The organism is Cribrihabitans pelagius (assembly GCF_048820915.1).
Lineage (GTDB): Bacteria > Pseudomonadota > Alphaproteobacteria > Rhodobacterales > Rhodobacteraceae > Cribrihabitans_A > Cribrihabitans_A pelagius.
This window is the reverse complement of the sequence record NZ_JBMERR010000013.1, coordinates 118,726-140,623: the sequence shown is the minus strand read 5'-3', so window position 1 is coordinate 140,623 and position 21,898 is coordinate 118,726. Positions and strand designations below refer to the sequence as shown.

Annotated in this window: 19 protein-coding genes, 1 tRNA gene and 1 pseudogene; 8 read left to right on the top strand and 13 right to left on the bottom strand. The window is 65.4% G+C overall.

Going from position 1 to position 21,898, the window contains the following annotated elements:
* Together ACOHX0_RS13180 and clpB are read right to left on the bottom strand one after the other, a co-directional pair.
* Positions 1–96: pseudogene (locus tag ACOHX0_RS13180) on the bottom strand (IS5/IS1182 family transposase); the annotation flags it as partial.
* 153 nt (positions 97–249) lie between these two features.
* Positions 250–2,868, bottom strand: a complete 2,619-nt coding sequence (clpB, locus tag ACOHX0_RS13175; RefSeq protein ID WP_420677317.1) for an ATP-dependent chaperone ClpB — start codon at positions 2,866–2,868, stop codon at positions 250–252.
* A gap of 383 nt (positions 2,869–3,251) precedes the next feature.
* On the opposite strand from clpB, the gene pyrF reads away from it, so the two are divergent.
* Positions 3,252–3,962: an orotidine-5'-phosphate decarboxylase gene (gene pyrF / locus ACOHX0_RS13170; RefSeq protein ID WP_420677316.1), complete on the top strand. Its 711-nt coding sequence runs from the start codon at positions 3,252–3,254 to the stop codon at positions 3,960–3,962.
* A 436-nt stretch (positions 3,963–4,398) separates the two neighbouring features.
* A complete protein-coding gene (locus ACOHX0_RS13165; RefSeq protein ID WP_420677315.1) occupies positions 4,399–5,652 on the top strand; it encodes a DNA polymerase IV in 1,254 nt (417 codons plus the stop codon).
* Between the two features lie 18 nt (positions 5,653–5,670).
* On the opposite strand, the gene ACOHX0_RS13160 is transcribed toward ACOHX0_RS13165, so the two are convergent.
* Entirely contained in the window at positions 5,671–6,531 is an 861-nt protein-coding gene (locus ACOHX0_RS13160; RefSeq protein WP_420677314.1) for an N-formylglutamate amidohydrolase, read from the bottom strand.
* 162 nt (positions 6,532–6,693) lie between these two features.
* On the opposite strand from ACOHX0_RS13160, the gene ACOHX0_RS13155 reads away from it, so the two are divergent.
* Positions 6,694–6,768, top strand: a tRNA-Val gene (locus tag ACOHX0_RS13155).
* A gap of 79 nt (positions 6,769–6,847) precedes the next feature.
* Complete coding sequence (ykgO, locus tag ACOHX0_RS13150) at positions 6,848–6,973, top strand: type B 50S ribosomal protein L36 (RefSeq protein WP_005648635.1); 126 nt, start codon at positions 6,848–6,850, stop codon at positions 6,971–6,973.
* A gap of 207 nt (positions 6,974–7,180) precedes the next feature.
* Here the strand turns inward: ykgO and ACOHX0_RS13145 are convergent, their stop codons facing one another.
* Positions 7,181–7,693: a LysE family translocator gene (locus ACOHX0_RS13145; RefSeq protein ID WP_420677313.1), complete on the bottom strand. Its 513-nt coding sequence runs from the start codon at positions 7,691–7,693 to the stop codon at positions 7,181–7,183.
* 347 nt (positions 7,694–8,040) lie between these two features.
* On the opposite strand from ACOHX0_RS13145, the gene ACOHX0_RS13140 reads away from it, so the two are divergent.
* A complete protein-coding gene (locus ACOHX0_RS13140; protein WP_420677312.1) occupies positions 8,041–9,057 on the top strand; it encodes a Fe(3+) ABC transporter substrate-binding protein in 1,017 nt (338 codons plus the stop codon).
* A gap of 249 nt (positions 9,058–9,306) precedes the next feature.
* The gene (locus tag ACOHX0_RS13135) at positions 9,307–10,167 is read left to right on the top strand and encodes a CobW family GTP-binding protein (RefSeq protein ID WP_420677321.1); all 861 of its coding nucleotides are present in this window, start codon (positions 9,307–9,309) and stop codon (positions 10,165–10,167) included.
* A 73-nt stretch (positions 10,168–10,240) separates the two neighbouring features.
* Here ACOHX0_RS13135 and ACOHX0_RS13130 read toward each other — a convergent pair whose 3' ends face one another.
* The 6 genes from ACOHX0_RS13130 to ACOHX0_RS13105 form a co-directional block, all read right to left on the bottom strand.
* Positions 10,241–11,920, bottom strand: a complete 1,680-nt coding sequence (locus tag ACOHX0_RS13130) for an ABC transporter permease (protein ID WP_420677310.1) — start codon at positions 11,918–11,920, stop codon at positions 10,241–10,243.
* A gap of 179 nt (positions 11,921–12,099) precedes the next feature.
* Positions 12,100–13,317, bottom strand: coding sequence for a phenylacetate--CoA ligase family protein (locus ACOHX0_RS13125; RefSeq protein WP_420677309.1), 1,218 nt, complete (start codon positions 13,315–13,317; stop codon positions 12,100–12,102).
* Between the two features lie 17 nt (positions 13,318–13,334).
* The gene (locus ACOHX0_RS13120; protein WP_420677307.1) at positions 13,335–14,171 is read right to left on the bottom strand and encodes an ABC transporter ATP-binding protein; all 837 of its coding nucleotides are present in this window, start codon (positions 14,169–14,171) and stop codon (positions 13,335–13,337) included.
* A gap of 113 nt (positions 14,172–14,284) precedes the next feature.
* Positions 14,285–15,580, bottom strand: a complete 1,296-nt coding sequence (locus ACOHX0_RS13115) for an ABC transporter substrate-binding protein (RefSeq protein WP_420677305.1) — start codon at positions 15,578–15,580, stop codon at positions 14,285–14,287.
* 92 nt (positions 15,581–15,672) lie between these two features.
* Positions 15,673–16,749 (bottom strand): branched-chain amino acid ABC transporter permease, encoded by a 1,077-nt coding sequence (locus tag ACOHX0_RS13110; RefSeq protein ID WP_420677304.1) that lies wholly within the window; start codon positions 16,747–16,749, stop codon positions 15,673–15,675.
* A 95-nt stretch (positions 16,750–16,844) separates the two neighbouring features.
* Positions 16,845–17,108, bottom strand: coding sequence for a hypothetical protein (locus tag ACOHX0_RS13105; protein WP_420677303.1), 264 nt, complete (start codon positions 17,106–17,108; stop codon positions 16,845–16,847).
* 102 nt (positions 17,109–17,210) lie between these two features.
* Here ACOHX0_RS13105 and ACOHX0_RS13100 point away from each other — a divergent pair, with 102 nt between their 5' ends.
* Positions 17,211–17,543: an SHOCT domain-containing protein gene (locus ACOHX0_RS13100; protein ID WP_420677302.1), complete on the top strand. Its 333-nt coding sequence runs from the start codon at positions 17,211–17,213 to the stop codon at positions 17,541–17,543.
* Between the two features lie 63 nt (positions 17,544–17,606).
* Here the strand turns inward: ACOHX0_RS13100 and ACOHX0_RS13095 are convergent, their stop codons facing one another.
* Positions 17,607–18,593: a branched-chain amino acid ABC transporter permease gene (locus ACOHX0_RS13095; protein WP_420677300.1), complete on the bottom strand. Its 987-nt coding sequence runs from the start codon at positions 18,591–18,593 to the stop codon at positions 17,607–17,609.
* 86 nt (positions 18,594–18,679) lie between these two features.
* Entirely contained in the window at positions 18,680–19,498 is an 819-nt protein-coding gene (locus tag ACOHX0_RS13090) for an ABC transporter ATP-binding protein (protein ID WP_420677299.1), read from the bottom strand.
* Positions 19,499–19,586: 88 nt separating this feature from the next.
* Between ACOHX0_RS13090 and ACOHX0_RS13085 the strand changes: the two genes are divergently transcribed.
* Entirely contained in the window at positions 19,587–19,772 is a 186-nt protein-coding gene (locus ACOHX0_RS13085; protein WP_420677298.1) for a hypothetical protein, read from the top strand.
* Between the two features lie 53 nt (positions 19,773–19,825).
* On the opposite strand, the gene ACOHX0_RS13080 is transcribed toward ACOHX0_RS13085, so the two are convergent.
* Positions 19,826–21,790, bottom strand: a complete 1,965-nt coding sequence (locus tag ACOHX0_RS13080; protein WP_420677319.1) for an AMP-binding protein — start codon at positions 21,788–21,790, stop codon at positions 19,826–19,828.
* Between the last annotated feature and the right edge of the window lie 108 nt (positions 21,791–21,898).

The window sequence follows — 21,898 nt, the reverse complement described above, 5'->3', positions numbered from 1 at the left end:
CCGCCTGTCATCAACGCGTGGCTTGCCGTGGGACTTGGGGAAGAAAGGCTCAAGGCGCGCCATCTGCGCGTCAGTTAGCCAGAAAAGATCAGACATGGTCACCGCTCGTTTTCGAGCCGTGAATCATGCCGATAGCCGAAAATCAATGGGTCCTGACCCTAGGGATACCGGGAACTGGTAGCCCGGTAGAGGGATCACGGAAAGTCAAAAGCCCGCCGTCACCGGCGGGCTCTTCTCATTTTCCACCCCTCAATGCACCACCGCATCGTCGGGCCTGGGCCTGTCGCTGGTGCCCAGCCGGTCACCGATGATCAGCCCTTCGCTGCCAGCCGAGACCGGGACCGTGTCGCCGTCCCTGATCTCACCTGCCAGCAGTGCCTCGGCGAGCGGGTTCTGCAACGCGCGCTGGATCACCCGCTTCAGGGGGCGTGCGCCGAACACCGGATCATAGCCCTCGTCCGCAAGCCAGGTCTTGGCATCCTCGTCCAGCGCCAATTCGATATTGCGGCCCTGCAGCCGCTTCATCAGGCGGGCGATCTGGATCTCGACGATGCCGTCCATGTCCTTCCGGTTCAGCCGGTCGAAGATGATGGTCTCGTCCAGCCGGTTCAGGAACTCGGGCCGGAAATGGGCGCGCACCGCATCCATCACGTCGCGCTTGGCCTCCGCGGCATCAGCGCCGTCGGGCAGCTGGCTCAGCGCCTGGGCGCCGAGGTTGGAGGTCAGCACGATCAGCGTTTGCTTGAAGTCCACCGTGCGGCCCTGCCCGTCGGTCAGCATGCCGTCATCCAGCACCTGCAGCAGCACGTTGAACACATCCGGATGCGCCTTCTCGACCTCGTCGAACAGAACCACCTGGTAGGGGCGGCGGCGCACGGCCTCGGTCAGCGCGCCGCCCTCGTCATAGCCGACATAGCCCGGCGGTGCGCCGATCAGCCGGGCGACCGAGTGCTTCTCCATGTATTCCGACATGTCGATGCGCACCATCGCGTGCTCGTCGTCGAACAGGAAGCTTGCAACCGCCTTGGTCAGCTCGGTCTTGCCGACGCCGGTGGGGCCGAGGAACAGGAAGGAGCCGAGCGGGCGGTTCTCGTCGTTCAGACCCGCGCGCGCCCGGCGCACCGCATTGGCGACTGCCGTCACCGCCGTGTGTTGGCCGATCACCCGGCGGTGCAAGTCGTCTTCCATGCGCAACAGCTTCTCGCGCTCGCCCTCCAGCATCTTGGAGGTCGGGATGCCGGTCCAGCGTTCCACTACCGCGGCGATCTGCTCGGGCCGCACGGCCTCCTCGACCATCAGCCCCTGCTCTTCCTGCTTCTCGGCTTCGGCCAACTGTTTCTCCAGCCCCGGAATGACGCCGTATGACAGCTCGCCCGCCTTGGCGAGGTTGCCCTCGCGCTTGGCAATGTCGAGATCGGCGCGAGCCCGGTCCAACTGCTCCTTCAGATCGCGGGCGGAGGCCAGTTTGTCCCGCTCCGCCTGCCACTGCGCGGTCATCCCGGCGGATTGCTCCTGCAGCCCCGCAAGCTCCTTCTGCAGCTTCTCCAGCCGGTCGCGCGAGGCCGCGTCCTCTTCGAGCTTCAGCGCTTCTTCCTCGATCTGCAGCTGCAGGATCTGCCGGTCCAGCGCGTCCAGCTCCTCGGGCTTCGAATCCACCTGCATCCGCAGGCGCGAGGCGGCCTCATCCACCAGGTCGATCGCCTTGTCGGGCAGGAAACGGTCGGTGATATAGCGGTTCGACAACGTCGCCGCCGCCACCAGTGCCGCATCGGCAATGCGCACGCCGTGATGCAACTCGTATTTCTCCTTGATGCCGCGCAGGATCGAGACGGTGTCCTCCACCGTCGGCTCCTGCACCATCACCGGCTGGAAGCGTCGGGCGAGGGCGGCGTCTTTTTCGACGTATTTGCGGTATTCATCCAGCGTGGTCGCACCGATGCAGTGCAGCTCGCCGCGCGCCAGAGCGGGCTTGATGAGGTTGGCGGCATCCATCGCGCCATCGGCCTTGCCCGCGCCGACCAGCGTGTGCATCTCGTCGATGAACAGGATGATCTCGCCCGCAGCCTCGGTCACCTCTGTCAGCACCGCCTTCAGCCGCTCCTCGAACTCACCGCGGTACTTGGCCCCGGCAATCAGCGCCCCCATGTCGAGCGCCAGCAGCTTTTTGTCGCGCAAGCTCTCCGGCACATCGCCGTTGATGATGCGCAGGGCCATGCCCTCGGCGATGGCAGTCTTGCCGACGCCCGGCTCGCCGATCAGCACCGGGTTGTTCTTGGTCCGGCGGCTCAGCACCTGCATCGAGCGGCGGATTTCCTCGTCGCGGCCGATGATCGGGTCGATCTTGCCTTCGCTGGCCGCCTCGGTCAGGTCGCGGGCGTACTTCTTCAGCGCGTCATAGCCTTCCTCGGCGGTGGCGCTGTCAGCGGTGCGCCCCTTGCGGATGTCGTTGATCGCGCCGTTCAGCGACTGGGCCGAGACCTCGCCGGCCTCCAGCGCTTCCCTGGCCTTGGATTTCACCATGCAGAGCGCCATCAGCAGGCGCTCCACCGGCACAAAACTGTCACCGGCCTTTTCGGCAATCTTGGCGGCTTCATCCAGCACCTTGGCAGTCTGCCCGTCCAGATAGGTCTGGGCGGCGTCACCACTCACCTTGGGCTGCTTGGCAACGGCGGCATCGGCCGCCTCGGCCACGCGCTCGGGCGCGCCGCCCGCGCGGGCGATCAGGTTGCTTGCCAGCCCCTGATCGTCATCCATCAGTGCCTTCAGTATATGCTCCGGCACCAGCCGCTGGTGCCCCTCGCGCATCGCAATTGTCTGCGCTGCCTGCACGAACCCGCGTGCACGCTCCGTGAACTTGTTCAAGTCCATCTTGCTCTCCTTTTTCAAGCGCCCGTGGGTCTTGCGGCGCCCGCTTGGCGGCACGCCCCGGTCCGGGCCTCGGGAATAGATGTGGGAAGCGGCAACGCCGCTTCAAGAGGACAGTGCACGGAAAAGATGAGCATATCCCTGATCTGCGTCAATTCCGGCAGTGCCGACCCTCACCAGGCCGCGGCACCGCGCAACCGCGCCGCGCCCCCCCGGGGGCGCGGCGCCCGGCCCAAGGCTGTAATCTGCCCCTTGGGGCAGCTTCAGGCGCGGGAGACGCCCGCCGCCCCGATGCCACTGCCTGCTATGGCTTGCCGCAGCGGTGCCCCGGGCGTATGACACGGGCGTTTTGCGCCGCAGCCGCCAGCCTTCGAAGGAGAGCCCGAATGACCGCCACCCTGCCCGCCGATGACCGCCTGATCGTTGCCATCGACCTGCCCGACGCCCTCTCCGGGCTGAAGCTCGCCAGCCAGCTCGGCGATTCGGTCTCCTTCTACAAGATCGGCCTTGGCATGCTGACCGGCGGCGGGCTGGCGCTTGCCAACGAGCTGAAGCAGGAGCAGGGCAAGCGCATCTTTCTCGACATGAAGCTCTTCGACATCGGCGCCACGGTGGAGGCCGCGGTGCGGGGCCTTGCGCAGTTCGAGCTCGACTTCCTGACTGTGCACGGCGACCCGCATGTGGTGCGCGCCGCCAAGGAGGGCGCGGCCGGGACCGGCCTCAAGATCCTCGCGGTCACTATCCTCACTTCGCTCGACCGCGCCGACCTGGATGCCGCGCTGATCAAGCCCGGCGCTGTACGGGACCTGGTGCAGGAGCGCGCGGGTCTGGCCTTCGCCGCGGGCGCCGACGGTGTCATCGCCAGCCCGCAGGAGGCCGCCTTGATCCGCGCCCTGCCCGAAGCCGCAGGCAAGCTGATCGTCACCCCCGGCGTGCGCCCGGCCGGCGCTGCGCTTGGCGACCAGAAACGCGTCGCCACCCCGGCCCAGGCAATTGCCGACGGCGCCGACCACATCGTGGTGGGCCGCCCGGTCTGGCAAGCCGCGAGCCCGCGCGAGGCGGTGCAGGCGATCCTGCAGGACCTCGCCGCGCACTGAGCCTCACAAAGCGGCGGCGCGGCTGCACAATAAACAGGCAGAGAAAAAACTCTTGGCCGCAGGTGCCGATGGCGCCCCGGCCAGGGCACCGCACGCGGCTTGTCTTTCTTCAACATCCTCAGCCACAAGAGGAAACCGCGCCGGCACCCGCCGGCTGCGCCATATCGCCCCGTGACTGAAAAGGCACAGGCGCCCGTGCCACCGCTCCCACCGCACTCCGGGAAGTTTGCGCCAAAGCCCGTCCCGGGTGAGGCTGCAGGTGAGACACTCCCCTGACGGCCCCTCTTCCTGAGGTTCGTCACCTGCCCCCGCCCTGGCTGCGGGGGACCTTCTTTTGCGCAGCTGCCACTCCGCCGAAATCCGGAAGACAACCCCCGCGCCAGAGGCTAGACTGGGCCGCTCTCACTCCCCCCCGGCTTCAAGATACCGGACGCCCATGCCAGCACTCTGCCGCGATTGCCTGACCCCGGTCCCCGCCGCCCGCCGCTGCCCCGCCTGCGGCAGCCCGCGCATCACCGCGCATGAGGAGCTGTTCTCGCTCACCATTGCGCACATGGACTGCGACGCCTTCTATGCCAGCGTCGAAAAACGCGACAATCCGGAGCTTGCCAGCAAGCCGGTGATCATCGGCGGCGGCACCCGCGGCGTGGTCTCCACTGCCTGCTACGTCGCCCGCATCCGCGGCGTGCGCTCGGCGATGCCGATGTTCCAGGCCCTGAAGCTCTGCCCCGATGCCGTGGTCATCAAGCCGCGGATGGAGGCCTACGCCGTGGTGAGCCGCGCGGTCCGCGCGATGATGGAGGAGCTCACCCCCGCGGTGGAGCCGCTGTCGCTGGACGAGGCCTTCATGGACCTCACCGGCACCGAAAAGCTGCATGGCGCGCCGCCCGCGGTGATGCTGGCGCGGCTCATCAAGCGGATGAAGGACGAGCTGGGCATCACCGGCTCCATCGGCCTCAGCCACAACAAGTTTCTGGCCAAGGTCGCCTCCGACCTCGACAAGCCGCGCGGCTTTGCGGTGATCGGAAAGGCGGAGACGGATGATTTCCTGCGCGACAAACCTGTCCGGCTGATCTGGGGCATCGGCCCGGCGGCGCAGGCGAGTTTGGAGAAGGCCGGTATCCGCACCTTCGCGGACCTCTTGCGCTGGGACCGCGAGGCGCTGCATGCCCGCTTCGGCACCATGGGCGAACGGCTCTGGCATCTGGCGCGCGGCGAGGACCGCCGCCGGGTCTCCGCCCATGCACCGGTAAAGTCGATCTCCAACGAGACCACCTTCTTTGAGGATACCGCAAGCCTCGACGTGCTCGACGGGCACCTATGGCGGCTGGCGGAGAGGGTGTCCGACCGGGCGAAGGCCAAGCAGATGGCGGGGCGCGTGGTGACGCTGAAGCTGAAGCGCGCAAACCACTCGGCGCTGACCCGCCGCCTGTCGCTGCGCAGCCCGACCCAAATGGCCGACAAGATCTACCGCACCGCCCGCGGCCTGCTGGATCAGGCGGTGAGCGAAGGTCCCTTCCGGCTCCTGGGCTGCGGGATTTCCGACCTGGTGCCCGAATCGCAGGCCGACGTTACCGGCGACTTGCTCGATCCGCAGGCAGGCCAGCGCGCCGAGGCCGAACGCGCCACCGATGCGATCCGCAAACGCTTCGGCAAGGATGCCATCATGAAAGGGCGCGGCCTGCGCTGAGACGCACCCGGTCCCGCCTTACTCAGCAGCCAGCGGCATCTCCTCCTGGCCGATCACCGCGATCTCGGCAATCACCCCGCGCAGCAGGTCCCGCAGGACGCCGAAATTCGCATTCGGCCGCAGCTCGGTCTCGTCCATGTAAAGCGCCCGGTCGATCTCGATCTGCACCGCGTGCTGGCGCTGCGAGGGCCGGCCGTAGGTCTGGGTGATATAGGCCCCGGCAAAGGGCGCATTGCGCGCCACTTCCAGGCCGGCGGCGGTAAAGGCGGCCTCGATCCGGTCCACGATGGCAGTAGCGGCGGCGGCGCCGAAACGGTCGCCCAGCACCACCTCGGGCCGCGAGGTGCCGCGCGGTGCCATTGTCTCGATCGCTTCATGCGGCATTGAATGGCAATCCACCAGAATCGCCTGACCGAAGCGCCGGTGCGCTTGCTTCAACAGCCCCTTCAGCGCGTCGTGGTAGGGGTGCCAGAAGTGGCTGAGGCGGAACTCTGCCTCCGAAAGCGGCAGCTTGCCGCGGTAGATCGCCCGCCCGCCCGAGACCACGCGTGGAATCACCCCGAGGCCCGAGGCCACCCGCGGGTTCTGCCCCTTGCGGGTGACTCCCTCGATCAGCGCCGGGTCCAGTTCCTCTGGCGAGCGGTTGAGGTCCAGATAGGCGCGCGGCTTCACCGCCGTCAGCAGCGGCGCGCCAAGGCCGGGGGCCGCGGCAAACAGCTGATCCACAAATGCATCCTCCGAGCTGCGGATCGCGGTGCCGCCCAGAATCGCCTGGGCCAGAAAGCTCTCGGAATAATCGGTTCCGCTGTGCGGAGAGGCAAATACCACGGCCGATGTCAGTTCTTGCGGTGAAATCACGGAAAACGCTGTGTCCGGCATCCTTGCTCCGTCGCCTCGGTTACAGAAAACAGCATAGAGCGGAAATTTCTGCGGTCAAAAGCTCTTGCACCCTCCGGCGACTCTATTTATAGACCCCTTCACCGGCGCGGCACCCTGCGCCCCTTGCACTATTGAGGGGCTGGAGGACGCGCAGGCCAGAGTGGGCGATTAGCTCAGCGGTAGAGCACTTCGTTGACATCGAAGGGGTCACAAGTTCGATCCTTGTATCGCCCACCATGAATTCACCGCCTTGGCCACGGCCAGGGCACCCGCTAACCCAAGGCGCTGGTTCGCGCCGCAGAAAAGGAGAGAGGCCATGAAGGTCAAGAACTCGCTCCGCTCGCTCAAGAACCGGCACCGTGACTGCCGCGTTGTGCGTCGCAAGGGCCGCGTCTATGTGATCAACAAGACCCAGCGCAAGTTCAAAGCGCGCCAGGGCTGAGATCCAAAGTTAGCGAATTTTGGAAAAACCGCATCTCCGGATGCGGTTTTTTTGTGTCTGCGATTCGGGATCGGGCAAGCGGCGCCCTGAATCATGTCCGGGTCAGCGCCGCGCGGATCAGTCCCAGCCCCGCCCGCACGGCCGGCGCGGGGAACGCCAGCACGTGGCCTGCGTAGTTCAGACCGCGCAAAACTATGCAGAGCAGCCTCACCGCAGCAAGCTGCTCCAAGCCGCCTTCCGCCCCCTCGACACTGCCGCCAGCCCGGCCACTGCCGCTTTGGGGTTGGAAAGGTCGAGACTCATCCCGAACCGGAACCACCGCCCATTGCGTTCGGCCGCCTCCTCAACCGGCGCAGGCTCATGCGCCGAGCGGTCGGACTGCCAGGCCAGCCACATCAGGAAAAGCCGGCCAATCAGCGTCAAAACCGCCAGCACCTGCGCTGCGCTCTGCCGCAGCGCATCAAGCCCGGAGGCCGCCACCATCCCCCAAAACGCCAGCCCCGCCGCCAGCTCAGCATCGAATCGCAAACCGCAGCGACACCCTGCCGCCCTCAACACCGAGGCCACCGCGATATTGGCAGGCTCCGGGAAGACGGTGACCAGAAAAAAGGGCTGACGGCAGCAAATTCGGCATGTCTGTATGCTGATCCGTAAGATCGCTTGCTTCGCCCCAGCAGCGCCTCGTCTTCCTGTTCCCCGAGGCCAAGCAACCCGGCCCAAAAGGCGCTAGACCCAGCCGGCCGCGCCAGCCGCAACCGCGGCCCCAGCCACACGCCCCGGAGCACTCCCGCCCCTGCAGGCCCTCCGGCTGCGCCGAAGAGCCTTGGCGGCGTTGGGGCGGGCCCCGCGCAAGGCGCGGGGCCCGGCCCAACGGGAGCGGGTTTCACCAGAAACCCAGCGACGGGCGGGAGCGCCCGGCAGCGGAATTCCGATGAGCGCATGCGTCAGAGCGCGCCGCCGAACTTTCCGAGCGTTTTACTCAGAAACCCTTTGCATCCGCTGCGGAATAAGTTAATCGACTAAATCAGTCGGAATATACCGCCGAACAGAGAACAAGAGGACATGACATGCTGAAAGCCACCCCGGTCCTGGCGAGCGCCCTGGCCGCCTCCATCGCAACTTCCGCCGCAGCAGAGGGCGAGCTGAACATCTACTCCTCCCGCCACTACGACACAGACGAACAGCTCTACGGCGAGTTCGAAGAGGCCACCGGCATCACCGTCAACCGCATCGAGGGCAACGCCGACGAGCTGATCGCCCGCATGAAGGCCGAAGGCGCGAACTCCCCCGCCGACGTGCTGATCACCGTCGACACCTCGCGCCTGACCCGCGCCAAGGATGCGGGCGTGCTGCAATCGATCGAGAGCGAAACCCTGGAAGCCCGGGTGCCGGGCTACCTGCAGGATGCTGAAAACCAGTGGTTCGGCTTCAGCCAGCGCGCGCGGATCATCTTTTACAACAAGGAAGCGGTCGAGAATCCGCCGATCACCTACCTCGACCTCGCCGACCCCGCCTATGAGGGCCAGATCTGCATCCGCTCCTCCACCAACGTCTACAACCAGACCCTGCTGGCCTCGATCGTGACCCACCACGGCGCCGAAAAGGCGCAGGACTGGGCCGAGGGCGTGGTCGCCAACATGGCGCGCGAGCCCCAAGGCGGCGACACCGACCAGCTGCGCGGCCTGGTGTCGGGCGAATGCAACATCGCGGTCTCCAACACCTATTACTTCGCCCGCGCGATCCGCAAGGACGTGAAGGGCCTCTCGGACAGCCGCGGCATGATCGGCTGGGTGTTCCCGTCGCAGAACGCCGAGGGCGCGCACATGAACCTCTCGGGCGGCGGTGTCGCCGCGCATGCGCCGAACAAGGAAAACGCCATCAAGTTCCTGGAGTACCTGTCGAGCGAATCGGCGCAGGAGTATTTCTCGGCCGGCAACGATGAATACCCGGCCGTACCCGGCGTGGGCCTTGCGCCCTCGATCGCGACGCTCGGCCACTTCAAGCCGGATGACGTGAACCTCTCCGAAGTGGCGCAGAACCTGCCCGAAGCGCAGAAGATCTTCGACACCGTGGGCTGGAAGTAACTCCTTCGCTCAGGATGAAATCGGCAAGGCGCGGAGCTCTCCGCGCCTTGTTGCGTTAAGGCCCCCCGGGTCCGGCTCGCAGCTGGCTTGCTGACACCGGAAAGGCGATGGCCTTGGCACCGGGCCACGCTTTCTCTGGACCGGCCGCCCCCGCCCGCCTATACCTCCCGCAAAACGCAGCCATCAGGATCGCCCGCAGCCCGCTTGGCCCGGCGGCGGACTGCGAAGGAGAGGCCCCCAATGTCCCGTCTGCCACGTCTGCCAGTGACCATCCTCAGCGGCTACCTGGGCGCGGGCAAGACAACGCTGGTCAACCGGCTGCTGGCCGAGGACCACGGGCTGAAGCTTGCGGTGATCGTCAACGACTTCGGCGCCATCAACATCGACGATGCGCTGATCTCCGGTGCCGGGGGCGGCCAGCTGGCGCTGAGCAACGGCTGCGTATGCTGCTCGCGCGGCGAGGATCTGGCGCTGGCCTTGCAGGAGCTGCTGAGCGGAGCGCACCGCCCGGACCATGTGCTGATCGAAGCCAGCGGCATCGCCGACCCGGTCGCCATCGCCAGTACAGTTCTGGAAGACAGACGGCTCAGCTATGGCGGCATCGTCACCCTGGCGGATGCGGAGAACCTCGCGGCGCTTCTGGACGATCCGCTGACCACTTCGCAGGTTGAGCAGCAGATCCGCGCGGGCGATCTGGTCCTCGTCACCAAGTGCGAAGAAATCGGCGCAGGGCTTTCGGCGCTGCTGGAGCGCTGCGGCGCCCGCACCCCCATGGTGCTGACCGAAGCGCCATCGGCCCAGCTGCTGTTTGATGTTGTGCCCCTGCCCAAGGGCCGCGCGATGGCGGCGCATCCAGGCTACACCACCTGGCAGCACCGCAGCCGCGTGGTTCTGGACCGGCGCGCGCTTGGCGACAAGCTGGCGGCACGGCCGGAGGGGCTTTACCGGATGAAGGGCTTCGTGCTGACTTCCGGCGGCGCCTACGAGCTGCATGTGGTCGGCCGCCGCGTGGAGGCGAAGCGCTGCGAGGCGGAGGAAACCGTGCTGGTGGGCCTTGGACCTGCAGTGCGCATCAGCCGCGCAGAGATCGAAGCCTGGTGGGCGTCCTGAACGCCGCGGCCAGCCATGGACGCCGGAATTTTTGGAAAATTCCGGCCCGGAAAAATCGAATTTTTCCGGCTCCCTAGCCGCGCCGCCCCACCTGGCGGCAGATCAGGATCACCGGCAATAGCCCCACCGCCATAATCACCAGCGACGGCACCGCTGCCCCCTCCAGCCGCTCGTCCGCCGCCAGCCTGTGCGCCTGCACCGCCAGCGTGTCGAAGTTGAAGGGCCGCATGATCAGCGTCGCGGGCAGTTCCTTCATCACATCGACAAAGACGATCAGCAGCGCCGTCAGCAGGCTTGGCGTCAGCACCGGCAGATGCACCCTGCGCAACATGCCCATGGGGCTTTGCCCCAGCGAGCGCGCGGCGGCGTCGATATTGGCATGCATCGTGGCCTGGCCGCCCTCATAGGCCCCGAGCGCCGCGGCCAGGAAGCGCACCATATAAGCCGCGACCAGCAGCCAGATCGAGCCGGTCACCAGCAGCCCGGTGCGGATGCCGAAACTCTCCCGCATCCAGGCGTCCAGCGCATTGTCGAAGGCCGCGAAGGGCACGATCAGCCCGACCGCGATCACCCCGCCCGGAACCGCATAGCCGAGACGCGCCATATAGGCCGCGGCCGACGCCAGCCGCCCGGGCCTCAGCCGCTGGTAGAAGCCAAGGCAGACCGCCGCCGCCACCGTCAGCATCGCCGCCGCGGCGGCCAGCGTGAGCGAATTCAGCGTGAAGCCGATGTAGCGGCGGCTGAACAGGTTCTGCTCCGAGTCAAAGCTCATCGAGAACAGGATTACTACCGGCAGCAAAAATCCCAGCACTACAGGCAGGGCGCAGAAGAAGGCGGCAATGGCCGCCTTGGCACCGCTCAGCCGGGCCGGCGGCATCGGCGTGTGCTGCTTGCCCGCGTGGTGGTATTTCGCCCGCCCTCGGCTGCTGCGCTCCAGCACCGCCAGCGCCAGCGCAAAGCCCAGAAGGCACAGCGCCAGCTGCGCAGCCCCGCCGCGGTCGGCAAGGGAGAACCAGCTGGTGTAGATGCCGGTGGCAAAGGTCTGCACCCCGAAATAGCTGACGGTGCCGAAATCCGCGATGGTCTCCATCACCGCCAGGAGCACACCCGAGGCAATCGCGGGCCGCGCCATCGGCAGGCTGACCATGGCGAAGGCCTGCCAGGCGTTCTTGCCCAGCGCGCGCGCTGCCAGGAAGGCGCCTGCGCTCTGCTGCAGGAAGGCGGCGCGGGCCAGGAGGTAGACGTAGGGGTAAAGCACCAGCACCAGCATCAGCGCCGCGCCGCCCAGCGAACGGATTTCGGGGAACCAGTAGTCGCGCGGGCCCCAGCCGGTTACCGCCCGCAAGCTGGATTGCACTACGCCCGGGTGATCCAGGATGTGGGTATAGGCATAGGCCAGCACATAGGCCGGGAAGGCCAGCGGCAGCACCAAAGCCACCTCCAGAAGCCGCACGCCGGGAAAGCGCGTCATGGTGACCAGCCAGGCCGCCCCGGTGCCTACCGCAAATGTGCCCGCCGCGACCAGCGCGACCAGCCCCAGTGTCGTCGCGGTATAGCCTGGCAGCACCGTCGCGGCGAGATGGCCGATAGTGCCGGTTCCGCCCAAGGCCGCGGCCAGCGCCACCGCCAGCATCGGCAGCACGCAAGCCAGCGCCACCGCCCAGGACACCACCGCAAACAAGCCGCCGCCACTGCGGCCGCCGCGGCGGCGGCCTTCCGGGGAATACTCTACAAGCTCGTCAACTGTACTCATCACTTCCGCATCCGGCTGAGGCCCTCCCTATTACGACCAAACCGCTCAGGAATTCCAGCAGGAATGCGGGGCGGGTCCGGGAGGCCATCCGCCGCCACCCCGGGCCCTGAACGCAAAGCCGGGCGCCGCGGCATGGCGGCGCCCGTATGTCTGCGGCGCCGAAACCGGCTGCTTCGGCGTCAGTCGTAGCTGCGCTGATCCTCGATCACAAGCCCATCCTTGGGGAGCGCGCCGGGGGCCACGACCTCGACCGCGCCTTTCAGCTTCAGCACCTCGGCAACTGAGCGGGCATAGGCGTTCTCGTCGCCGCCCTCGGCCTCGATCTGCACGGTCATCGCGTCCATCTCGCCTTCGCGGCGGGCGATGACGCGGGCCTTGACGATCTCCTCGTGCTTGGCGACCAGCGCCGCCACCTGTTCGGGACGCACGAACATGCCCTTGATCTTGGTGGTCTGATCGGCGCGGCCCATCCAGCCCTTGATGCGCATGTTGGTGCGCCCGCAGGGCGAGACCCCGGGCATCACCGCCGACAGATCGCCGGTGGCAAAGCGGATCAGCGGATAGTCCGGGTTCAGCGTGGTCACCACGACCTCGCCCACCTCGCCCGGTGCCACCGGGGTGCCGGTGCCGGGGATGACGATTTCGACGATCACGTGTTCGTCGACGATCATCCCCTCCATCGCCTGGGATTCGTAGGCGATATTGCCGAGGTCGGCGGTGGCGTAGCTCTGCAGGCAGGTGATGCCGCGATCGGCATATTCCTGGCGCAGGGACGGGAACAGCGCACCGCCCCCGACCGCCGCCTTGGAGAACGCCAGCTCGATCCCCATGGCGTCGGCCTTGTCGAGGATCACCTTCAGGTAGTCTGGCGTGCCGGCGTAGGCTGTGGCGCCCACGTCGCGCGCCGCAGTCACCTGCAGCTCGGTCTGACCGGTGCCCGCGGGCAGCACCGCCGCCCCCACTGCGCGGGCGCCATTCTCAAAGATCATGCCCGCGGGCGTGAGGTGGTAGCCGAAGCAGTTCTGCACCACGTCGCCCGCACCGATCCCGGCGGCGTTGAGGAAGCGGCCCATGCGCCACCAGTCGCGGTCCACCCCGCCCGGCTCGTAGATCGGGCCCGGCGACTGGAAGATATGGGCAAAGCCGGTGGCGGGCTTCACGGTGAAGCCGCCGAAGGGCGGATGTGCCGCTTGCGCCCGTCCGAGTTCGGATTTGCGCAGCACCGGCAGACTGGCCAACGCCTCAGGTGAGGTCACCGCGGCCGGGTCCGCGCCATCCAAAAGGCCGGCATAACCAGGCGCCGATTTGGCGCGGGCGATCTGTTCCGGCAGGGCGCGGGCCAGATCGGCGGCGCGCTCGTCCGCGCTGCGGGTTTCGAGTTTGTCAAAATAGGTCATCACGTCTCCATCCCGCATCAGCTCAGCCACCGCTTGCGGCGGCGGTACGACCGCACATCGCGGAAGCTCTTGCGGCCTTCGTCCGACATGCCGAGGTAGAATTCCTTCACATCCGGGTTCTCGCGCAGTTCGGCGGCGGGGCCGTCCATCACCACCCGGCCCGATTCCAGGATGTAGCCGTAGTGGGCATATCGCAGCGCCACATTGGTGTTCTGCTCGGCCAGCAGGAAGGTCACGCCCTCGTTTTCGTTGATCGACTTCACGATCTCGAAGATCTGCTCGACCAGCTGCGGCGCCAGGCCCATCGAGGGTTCATCCAGCAGGATCGTCTCCGGCCGCGACATCAGCGCGCGGCCCATCGCCACCATCTGCTGCTCGCCGCCCGAGGTATAGCCGGCCTGCGACTTGCGGCGCTCCTTGAGGCGCGGAAAATAGCTGTAAACCATCTCCAGGTCGGCCTGCACATTGGCGCCGCCGTCGCGGCGGGTATAGGCGCCGGTCAGCAGGTTTTCCTCCACCGTCAGGTGCTCGAAGCAGTGGCGGCCCTCCATCACCTGGATCACGCCCTTGCGCACCAGGTCGGCCGGGTCGCTTTCGTGCACGTTCTGGCCGCGGTACTTGATCGAGCCCTTGGTCACCTCGCCGCGTTCGGAATGCAGCAGGTTCGACACCGCCTTCAGTGTCGTGGTCTTGCCAGCGCCGTTGCCGCCCAGAAGCGCGGTGATGCCGCCTTTGGGCACCTTCAGGCTGACGCCTTTCAACACGAGGATCACGTGATTGTAGATCACCTCGATATTGTTGACCTCCAGCAGGGTTTCCGCCTGCACCTCGGTTTCGGTTGTTGCGTCGAGCATCAAAGCTTGTCCTCATGCGGTCCCGGTTGCCCGGGCGGTTCCGGCTGGCGCGGCAGCGGGCCGCCGCGCCGGTTTTTCTGCGGTGCCGCCCAACGCGGCACCGCGCCAAAGGCTTACTTGCAGCCGGGCTCGATGTTGTTCTCGGCGGCGTAGGCGGCCGAGTCTTCGTCGATCAGCTTGCCGATCACCTCGGTGTCGGTCGGCTTGAAGTCCGAAACGGGGTTCCAGGTCTTGGCCGCGGCATCCCACTGCACGACGCCGACCAGGCCGGGGCCGCCGTGGTTCTCGCAGGAGACCTTGAACTCGGGGCCGAAGCCCTGCATGCCCAGCGCTTCCATCTTGGCGTCGGTCATCTCCAGCGCCTCCATGCCGTCACGCATCATCGCAGCGGTGATGTCCTGCGTGCCGTGGATTTCCTGCGCGGTTTTGGCGGCTTCGGCTGCCAGCATCGCCGCATAGAGGCCGCGGTTGTACTGCACGGTGCCCAGCTGGTCTCCCGCACCGGCCGCTTTGCCGGCATCCACCACGTGTTGCTGCAGGTCGTCATAGACCGGGTAGTCCTTGCCCAGACCTGTGAAAGTCAGCGCCTTGTAGCCATTGGCCTTGTCGCCTGCAGGCGCCACGTCGAATTCCGCGCCCGACCACCAGACGCCGATGAAGTTCTCCATCGGGAAGCGGATGTTAGCGGCTTCCTGGATCGCAACCTGATTCATCACGCCCCAGCCCCACATCACCACATGATCGGGACGCTCGCGGCGGATCTGCAGCCACTGCGATTTCTGCTCCTGGCCGGGGTGATCAACCGGCAGCAGGCTCAGCTCGAACCCGTGTTTCTTGGAGAGCTCCTCCAGCGTGCGGATCGGCTCCTTGCCGTAGGCGGAGTTGTGGTAGACCAGCGCGATTTTCTTGCCGCTGAGGTCGCCGCCGTTCACCTCCAGCAGGTGGTTCACTGCGCCCGAGGCACCGTTCCAGTAGTTGGCCGGGTAGTTGAACACATGGCTGAACACTTCGCCATTGGCGGCCGAGGTGCGGCCATAGCCCATAGTGTGCAGCGGGATGCCGTCGGCGGTCACCTTGGGGATCAGCTGGTAGGTGATGCCGGTCGACAGCGGCTGATAGACCAGCGCGCCCTGGCCCTTGGTGGATTCATAGCATTCCACACCTTTTTCGGTGTTATAGCCGGTCTCGCATTCGATCACCTTGGCCTTGACGCCGCCGATGCCGCCGTCGCGCTCGTTCAGCAGGGTGAAGTAATCGTTGTAGCCGTCCGAAAACGGGATGCCGCCGGCAGCGTAGGGCCCGGTGCGGTAGCTGAGATCCGGGAACACCAGATCCGCCATTGCCGGGGTTGCCATCGCTCCGGCGGCCATCGCGGCGCCCAGCGTCCATGTGGTCAGTGTCTTCTTCATCGGCTTAAATCCTCCCTTGGTCTTATCCGATGGTGTGGTCCGGCCGGGGCGGTGTTGCCCGTCTCCCCGCCGGTCTCGCTGCCGTCCCCGCGTCAGTGCGGGAAGGGCCACAGTCTCAGTTTTTCCTTGGCGACGCGCCACAGCTGCGCCAGCCCGTGCGGCTCCACGATCAGGAAGAAGACGATCAGCGCGCCCACGATCACCAGCTGGAAATGCGCCATGATGTCGGTGGGCCAGCCCAGGAGGTCGACGCCCACCACCTTCAGCACCACCGGCAAGAGCACCAGGAAAGCCGCGCCCGCAAAGGAGCCGAAGATCGAGCCCAGTCCGCCGATGATCACCATGAACAGCACCAGGAACGACTTGTTGATGCCGAAGGCCTCGCCGACTTCGACGGCCCCGAGGTAGACCGCAAAGAACAGCGCGCCCGAGATGCCGATAAAGAAGCCCGAGACCGCAAAGGCCGACAGCTTCGCCTTCAACGGGTTCACCCCGATGATCTCGGCTGCGATGTCCATGTCGCGGATCGCCATCCAGCTGCGGCCCTGCATGCCGCGGGTCAGGTTGCGGGCGATGAGCGCGCAGACGGTGAGGAAGATCAGGCAGAACAGGTAGGTGGCCCAGGCCGGCGCGTTAGGGCCGGTGATGACGATGCCGAAGACATCGCGCTCGGGCGCGTTGATCTGGCCCGAGGCCGAGTAGTTGTAGAACCACGGCACCCGGTTGAACAGCCAGACCAGGAAGAACTGCGCCGCCAGCGTCGCCACCGCAAGGTAGAACCCCTTGATGCGCAGGGAGGGCAGGCCGAACAGCACGCAGACCAGCGCGGTAATGCCGCCCGCCAGCACCACGTGGATGAACATGCTGACTTCCGGGAAAGCCGTCATCAGCTTGTAGCAGGCATAGGCCCCCACCGCCATGAAGCCGCCGGTGCCCAGCGACACCTGGCCGCAATAGCCGACTAGGATGTTCAGCCCGATCGCGGCGATCGAATAGATCAGGAAGGGCAGCAGAATCGCATTCACCCAGTAATCGTTGACCAGGAAAGGAATGATCCCGAAGGCCACCGCCAGTACCGCATAGTAGCGCACCCGGTCGAACTTGATCGGAAACGTCTGGCTGTCCTCGACATAGGAGACTTTGAAGTCCCCGGCTTCACGGTAGAACATATGTCAGATGCTCCCTTTGTTGTGCAGCGCGGGGTGATCCCCGGCGCATGGCTTGCGTTCGTCTTGTTCTGCGCGGGCGCAAGGGCGGTTCCGGCTCACAGCGCCTCTTCCCATCTGGCCTGTGCCGCGTCGCGCGTCTCCCGCGTCATCCGGTTGGAGCGCTTGGCATAGCCGCTCTGCCCGCTGGCCCGCACCAGCCGCAAACAGGCCATGATACCGGTGATCAACCCGGCTGCCGCCAGCAGAGCGGCCGTCACCAGCTGCGTTTCGCTGTAGCCCGCGCCGGTGAGGGCGAGGTAGCCGAAGGCCCAGAAACCGGCCCAGGCGATCACGTTTATGATGGCGGTCAGCTGACGCATCTTTCGCCTCCGGCGTTAACCATTGCTTCAGCTTTCTGAGTTTTGCCACATTTCGCCCCACTCGCCGTGCCATTCTGAGCCCGGGTAAGGTGAGTGGAAGACATGACCGTGATTTTCGAGGAAATCCGGCGGCTGGATGCTGCCCGGAAACGAGGTGAAATTTCTCCGGCGGAGTTTGCAGCCGCCAAGGCGAGGCTGCTGAATTCAGTCGAGGAGGCCAACGTGCTGCCGCAAGGGACGGCGGCAGCAGCACCCCGTCCACCTGCGGCCACGGCCTCCGGGCTGTGGGGCATGCTGGCGATGGGGCTGCTTGGCGCCGGGGTGCTGACTGTCTTGGCAGGCCAGCTGATCGGGGATCTGACCATCGCACTGACGCTGGCGGTCACCGTGCTGGCGGCAATCGTGATCGCGGCCTTCCGGCGGCTCGAAGCCTGAGCTCCGGTCCCGCCCTGCACCCTTCCCCGCACGGGGAAGGGACGGGCCAGGGCGGTATATGCCTCAGACGCGTTCAATGATCTTCTCGCCGAACAGGCCCTGCGGGCGGAACACCAGGAAGATCAGCGCCAGCACATAGGCAAACCAGTTCTCGGTCGCGCCGCCCACCATCGGGCCGATCGCGAATTCGAACAGCTTCTCGCCCACGCCGATGATCAGCCCGCCGACAATGGCGCCGGGGATCGAGGTGAAGCCGCCCAGCATCAGCACCGGCAGCGCCTTCAGCGCGATCAGCGACAGCGAGAACTGCACGCCCGACTTGGTGCCCCAGACGATGCCGGCCACCAGCGCCACGAAGCCCGCAACCGACCAGACCAGCACCCAGATGAAATTGAGCGAGATACCCACCGACAGCGCCGCCTGGTGGTCATCGGCCACCGCCCGCATTGCCCGGCCTTGCTTGGTATACTGGGCAAAGCAGACCAGCCCCGCCACCAGCAGCGCCGCGATAACGGTCGCCACAACGTCCAGATTGTCGATGAAGAAACCGTAGCCGAAGATGTTGAAGGTGGTCTCGTCGATCCACAGGTTGATACCCTGCGGCAGGCCCACGTCCAGCGTCTTGATCTCGGACCCCCACATCAGGTCGGCCACGCCTTCCAGGAAATAGGCAAGGCCAATGGTGGCCATGAACAGGATGATCGGCTCCTGCCCCACCAGGTGCTTCATCACCAGAACCTGCACCAGCCAGGCCAGCAGCACCATCACGCCGACAGTCAGCACAATCGCCACGAAGGAGGGCACGGTCCAGCCGAAATGGGTGATATGGCCGCCGAAGATGGCGTTGATCACATGCGAGAACGGCACCTGGCCCTGCATGATTCCGACCAGGGTCATTGCGGCAAACAGCGCCATCACACCTTGCGCGTAGTTGAAGATGCCGGAGGCCTTGTAGATCAGCACGAAGCCCAGCGCGACCAGCGCATAAAGCACGCCCGCCATCAAGCCGTTGAGCGTGACCTCCATCGCAAAGACGAGTTGTTCAGGCATTGCGCTCTCCTCCCGCAAATTCCTTCAAAGGAATTTGCCAAAAATTTTCCAAAATTTTTGCCACCGCTATTACTGCCACCGGTTGCTCAGTCATGCGCCACCCCCAGGTAGGCGTCGATCACCGCCTGGTTGTTGCGCACCTCGTCCGGCGTGCCGTCCCCGATCTTCTTGCCGTAGTCCATCACCACAACCCGGTCGGAGATATCCATCACCACGCCCATGTCGTGCTCGATCAGCGCGATGGTGGTGCCGAACTCGTCGTTCACGTCGAGGATGAAGCGGGACATATCCTCCTTCTCTTCGACGTTCATGCCGGCCATCGGCTCGTCCAGCAGCAGAAGCTTCGGCTCGGCGGCCAGCGCGCGCGCCAGCTCGACGCGTTTCTTCAACCCGTAGGGCAGCCGCGCCACCGGGGTCTTGCGGATGTGCTGGATCTCCAGGAAGTCGATGATCTTCTCGACCAGCTCGCGGTTCTCGACCTCCTCGCGCTCGGCCTTGCCCTTCCACAGCGCCTGGGCAAACACCCCTGATTTCATGTAGTTGAGCCGTCCGGTCATCACATTGTCGAGAACGCTCATACCATCGAACAGCGCAATGTTCTGGAAGGTGCGGGCGATGCCCTGGCGCGCCACCTCATAAGGTTTCATCTGCGGCCGCTTCTTGCCGCGGAACAGAACCTCGCCCTCCTGCGGGATGTAGAAGCCCGAAATCACGTTCAGCATCGAGGATTTGCCGGCGCCGTTGGGGCCGATGATCGCGCGGATCTCGCCCTCGCGGATGTCAAAGGAGATGTCCTTGATCGCCACCACCCCGCCAAAGCGCAGCGTGATGTTCTTCATCTCCATCACCACGGGGCCGATGGTGCGGCCGTCTTCGGTCACATAGCTCTCGGCCTGATCAAGCATAAGTTCCACCTCCGGAGCGGGGCCGCGTGGAAATTTTAATCATTTCGTGCGACACTATAAAAAAAAGAGCAGTAAGGAGATCCCTGCTATGTTTGGCGAATTCGAGCATACCTGCCTTCTGAAGATGGCCATTGAGTGCAAGGACATGGGCCTTTCCCAATCCGAAAGTCTCAGCGCGATCAGCGCCCGCACCCATGGCCTGAGTGCAATCTTCAAGATCCGGCAGGCGATCCACACCGCTTTCAACCCGGAGCTGAGCCCCGATCTGATCTGAGGCCCGCCCCTGCATCTCTGCCCGGGCTATCCGGGCTCCCCGGTGCGTGACAGTCATTCCGCGGCCACCTTTTGCGGCGCCGTGGGAACGACCTCGGCATCGCCAATGGTCAGCGTCGCGCTGATCGAGCCTTTGCGGCCGTCCTCGTAGGTGACTTCCGTAGTGGTCGAGATCTTGTCTGAGCCATCGTAGAGCGCTGCGATGATGTCGGCGAATTTCTCCTCCACGATGCGGCGGCGCACCTTTCGGGTGCGGGTCATCTCGCCGTCGTCGGCATCGAGCTCCTTATGCAGCACCACGAAGCGGTGCACCTGGCAGCCCGACAGCATGTCATCTTCAGCAACCGAACGGTTCACCGCCGAGACATGATCGCGGATGGTGTCCAGCACCCGCGGATGGCCCGCCAACTCCTGATAGGAAGCATAGGCGATATTGTTGCGCTCGGCCCAGTTGCCGACCGCGGTCAGGTCGATGTTGATGAAGGCGACGCAGCGGTCCTTGCCATTGCCGAACAGCACCGCTTCCAGGATGTCGGGGTAGAACTTGAGCTTGTTCTCCACGTATTTGGGCGCAAACATCGAGCCGTCCGCCATCTTGCCCACGTCCTTGGCGCGGTCGATGATGCGAAGATGGCCCGAGCCTTCCTCGAAGAAGCCGGCATCACCCGTTGCCACCCAGCCCTCGGCATCCTTGGTTGAGGCAGTGGATTCCGGGTTCTTGTAATATTCGACGAAAGTGCCGGGCGAGCGGTAGTAGATCTCGCCGTTGTCGCCGATCTTGATCTCCACATCGGGGGCCGGCACGCCCACCGTGTCGGCGCGCACCTCGCCGTCGGGCTGCACGGTGATGAAAACCGTCGCCTCGGTCTGGCCGTAAAGCTGTTTCAGGTTGATGCCGAGCGAGCGGTAGAAATCGAAGATCTCCGGCCCGATCGCCTCGCCCGCGGTGTAACCCACGCGCACCTTGCCAAAGCCCAGCGTGTCTTTCAGCGGCCCGTAGACCAGCAGGTTGCCGATCGCGTATTTCAGCCGGTCGCCGAAGCTCACCGGCTTGCCGTCGAGTATGCGGCCGCCGACCTTCTTGGCGTGGGCCAGGTAGTGGTGGAACATCTTGCGTTTCAGAGCACCCGCGTCCTCCATCCGGATCATGACGCTGGTCAGCTGGGTCTCGAACACCCGCGGCGGCGCAAAGAAATAAGTCGGGCCGATCTCGCGCAGGTCGGTCATCATCGTGTCCGGGCTTTCCGGGCAGTTCACGCAGAAACCGGACCAGTAGGCCTGCCCGACCGAGAAGATGAAGTCCCCCACCCAGGCCATCGGCAGGTAGGACAGGATGTTCTCGTTCCGGGTCAGCTTGTCGAACTCGCAGGCGTTCTTGGCGCTTTCGATCACATTGCGGTTGGACAGCACCACGCCCTTGGGCTTGCCGGTGGTGCCCGAGGTATAGAGCATCACGCAGGTGCTGTCATAGGTCAGCTTGGCCTTGCGCGCCTCCAGGTCGGCTTTCCACTCGTCGCGCGCCGCCAGGCCCTGCTCCTGCACACGGGCGAACTGGTGCAGCTGGTGGTGGTCGTATTTGCGCATGCCGCGCGGGTCGAGATAGATCATGTGCTCGAACTGGTGCAGCTGGTCCTGGATCTCGATCACCTTGTCGGCCTGCTCCTGATCGCCGACGATCACGAAACGCGCGCCGCAATGGCTCAGCACATAGGCCATCTCCTCGGCCACCGCGTCCTGGTAGAGCGGCACCGGAATCGCGCCTGCTGCCTGGGCGGCCACCATCGACCAGTAGAGATAGGGCCGGTTGCGGCCAATGATGGCGACGAAATCGCCTTCCTTCACACCTAGGTTGATCAGACCCAGCGCCAGTGCCTCGATCTCCTGGGCCGCCTCGGACCAGGTCCAGCATTGCCAGATGCCGAATTCCTTTTCCCGGTAGGCCGGAGCATCACCAAACTGCGCCGCATTGCGTTCAAGCAGCGCCGGCAGGGATTGCATCCCCTCGGCGCCCATCTGCATCTGAGCCAAAATTCTTTCCTCCCTTTCCGGCTGTGCCGCCGGACTGACCGCTAAACGCGATTCTGGCCGCGATTAGGGACGTCCACATGCTAGCCCGTCAACTTTTTC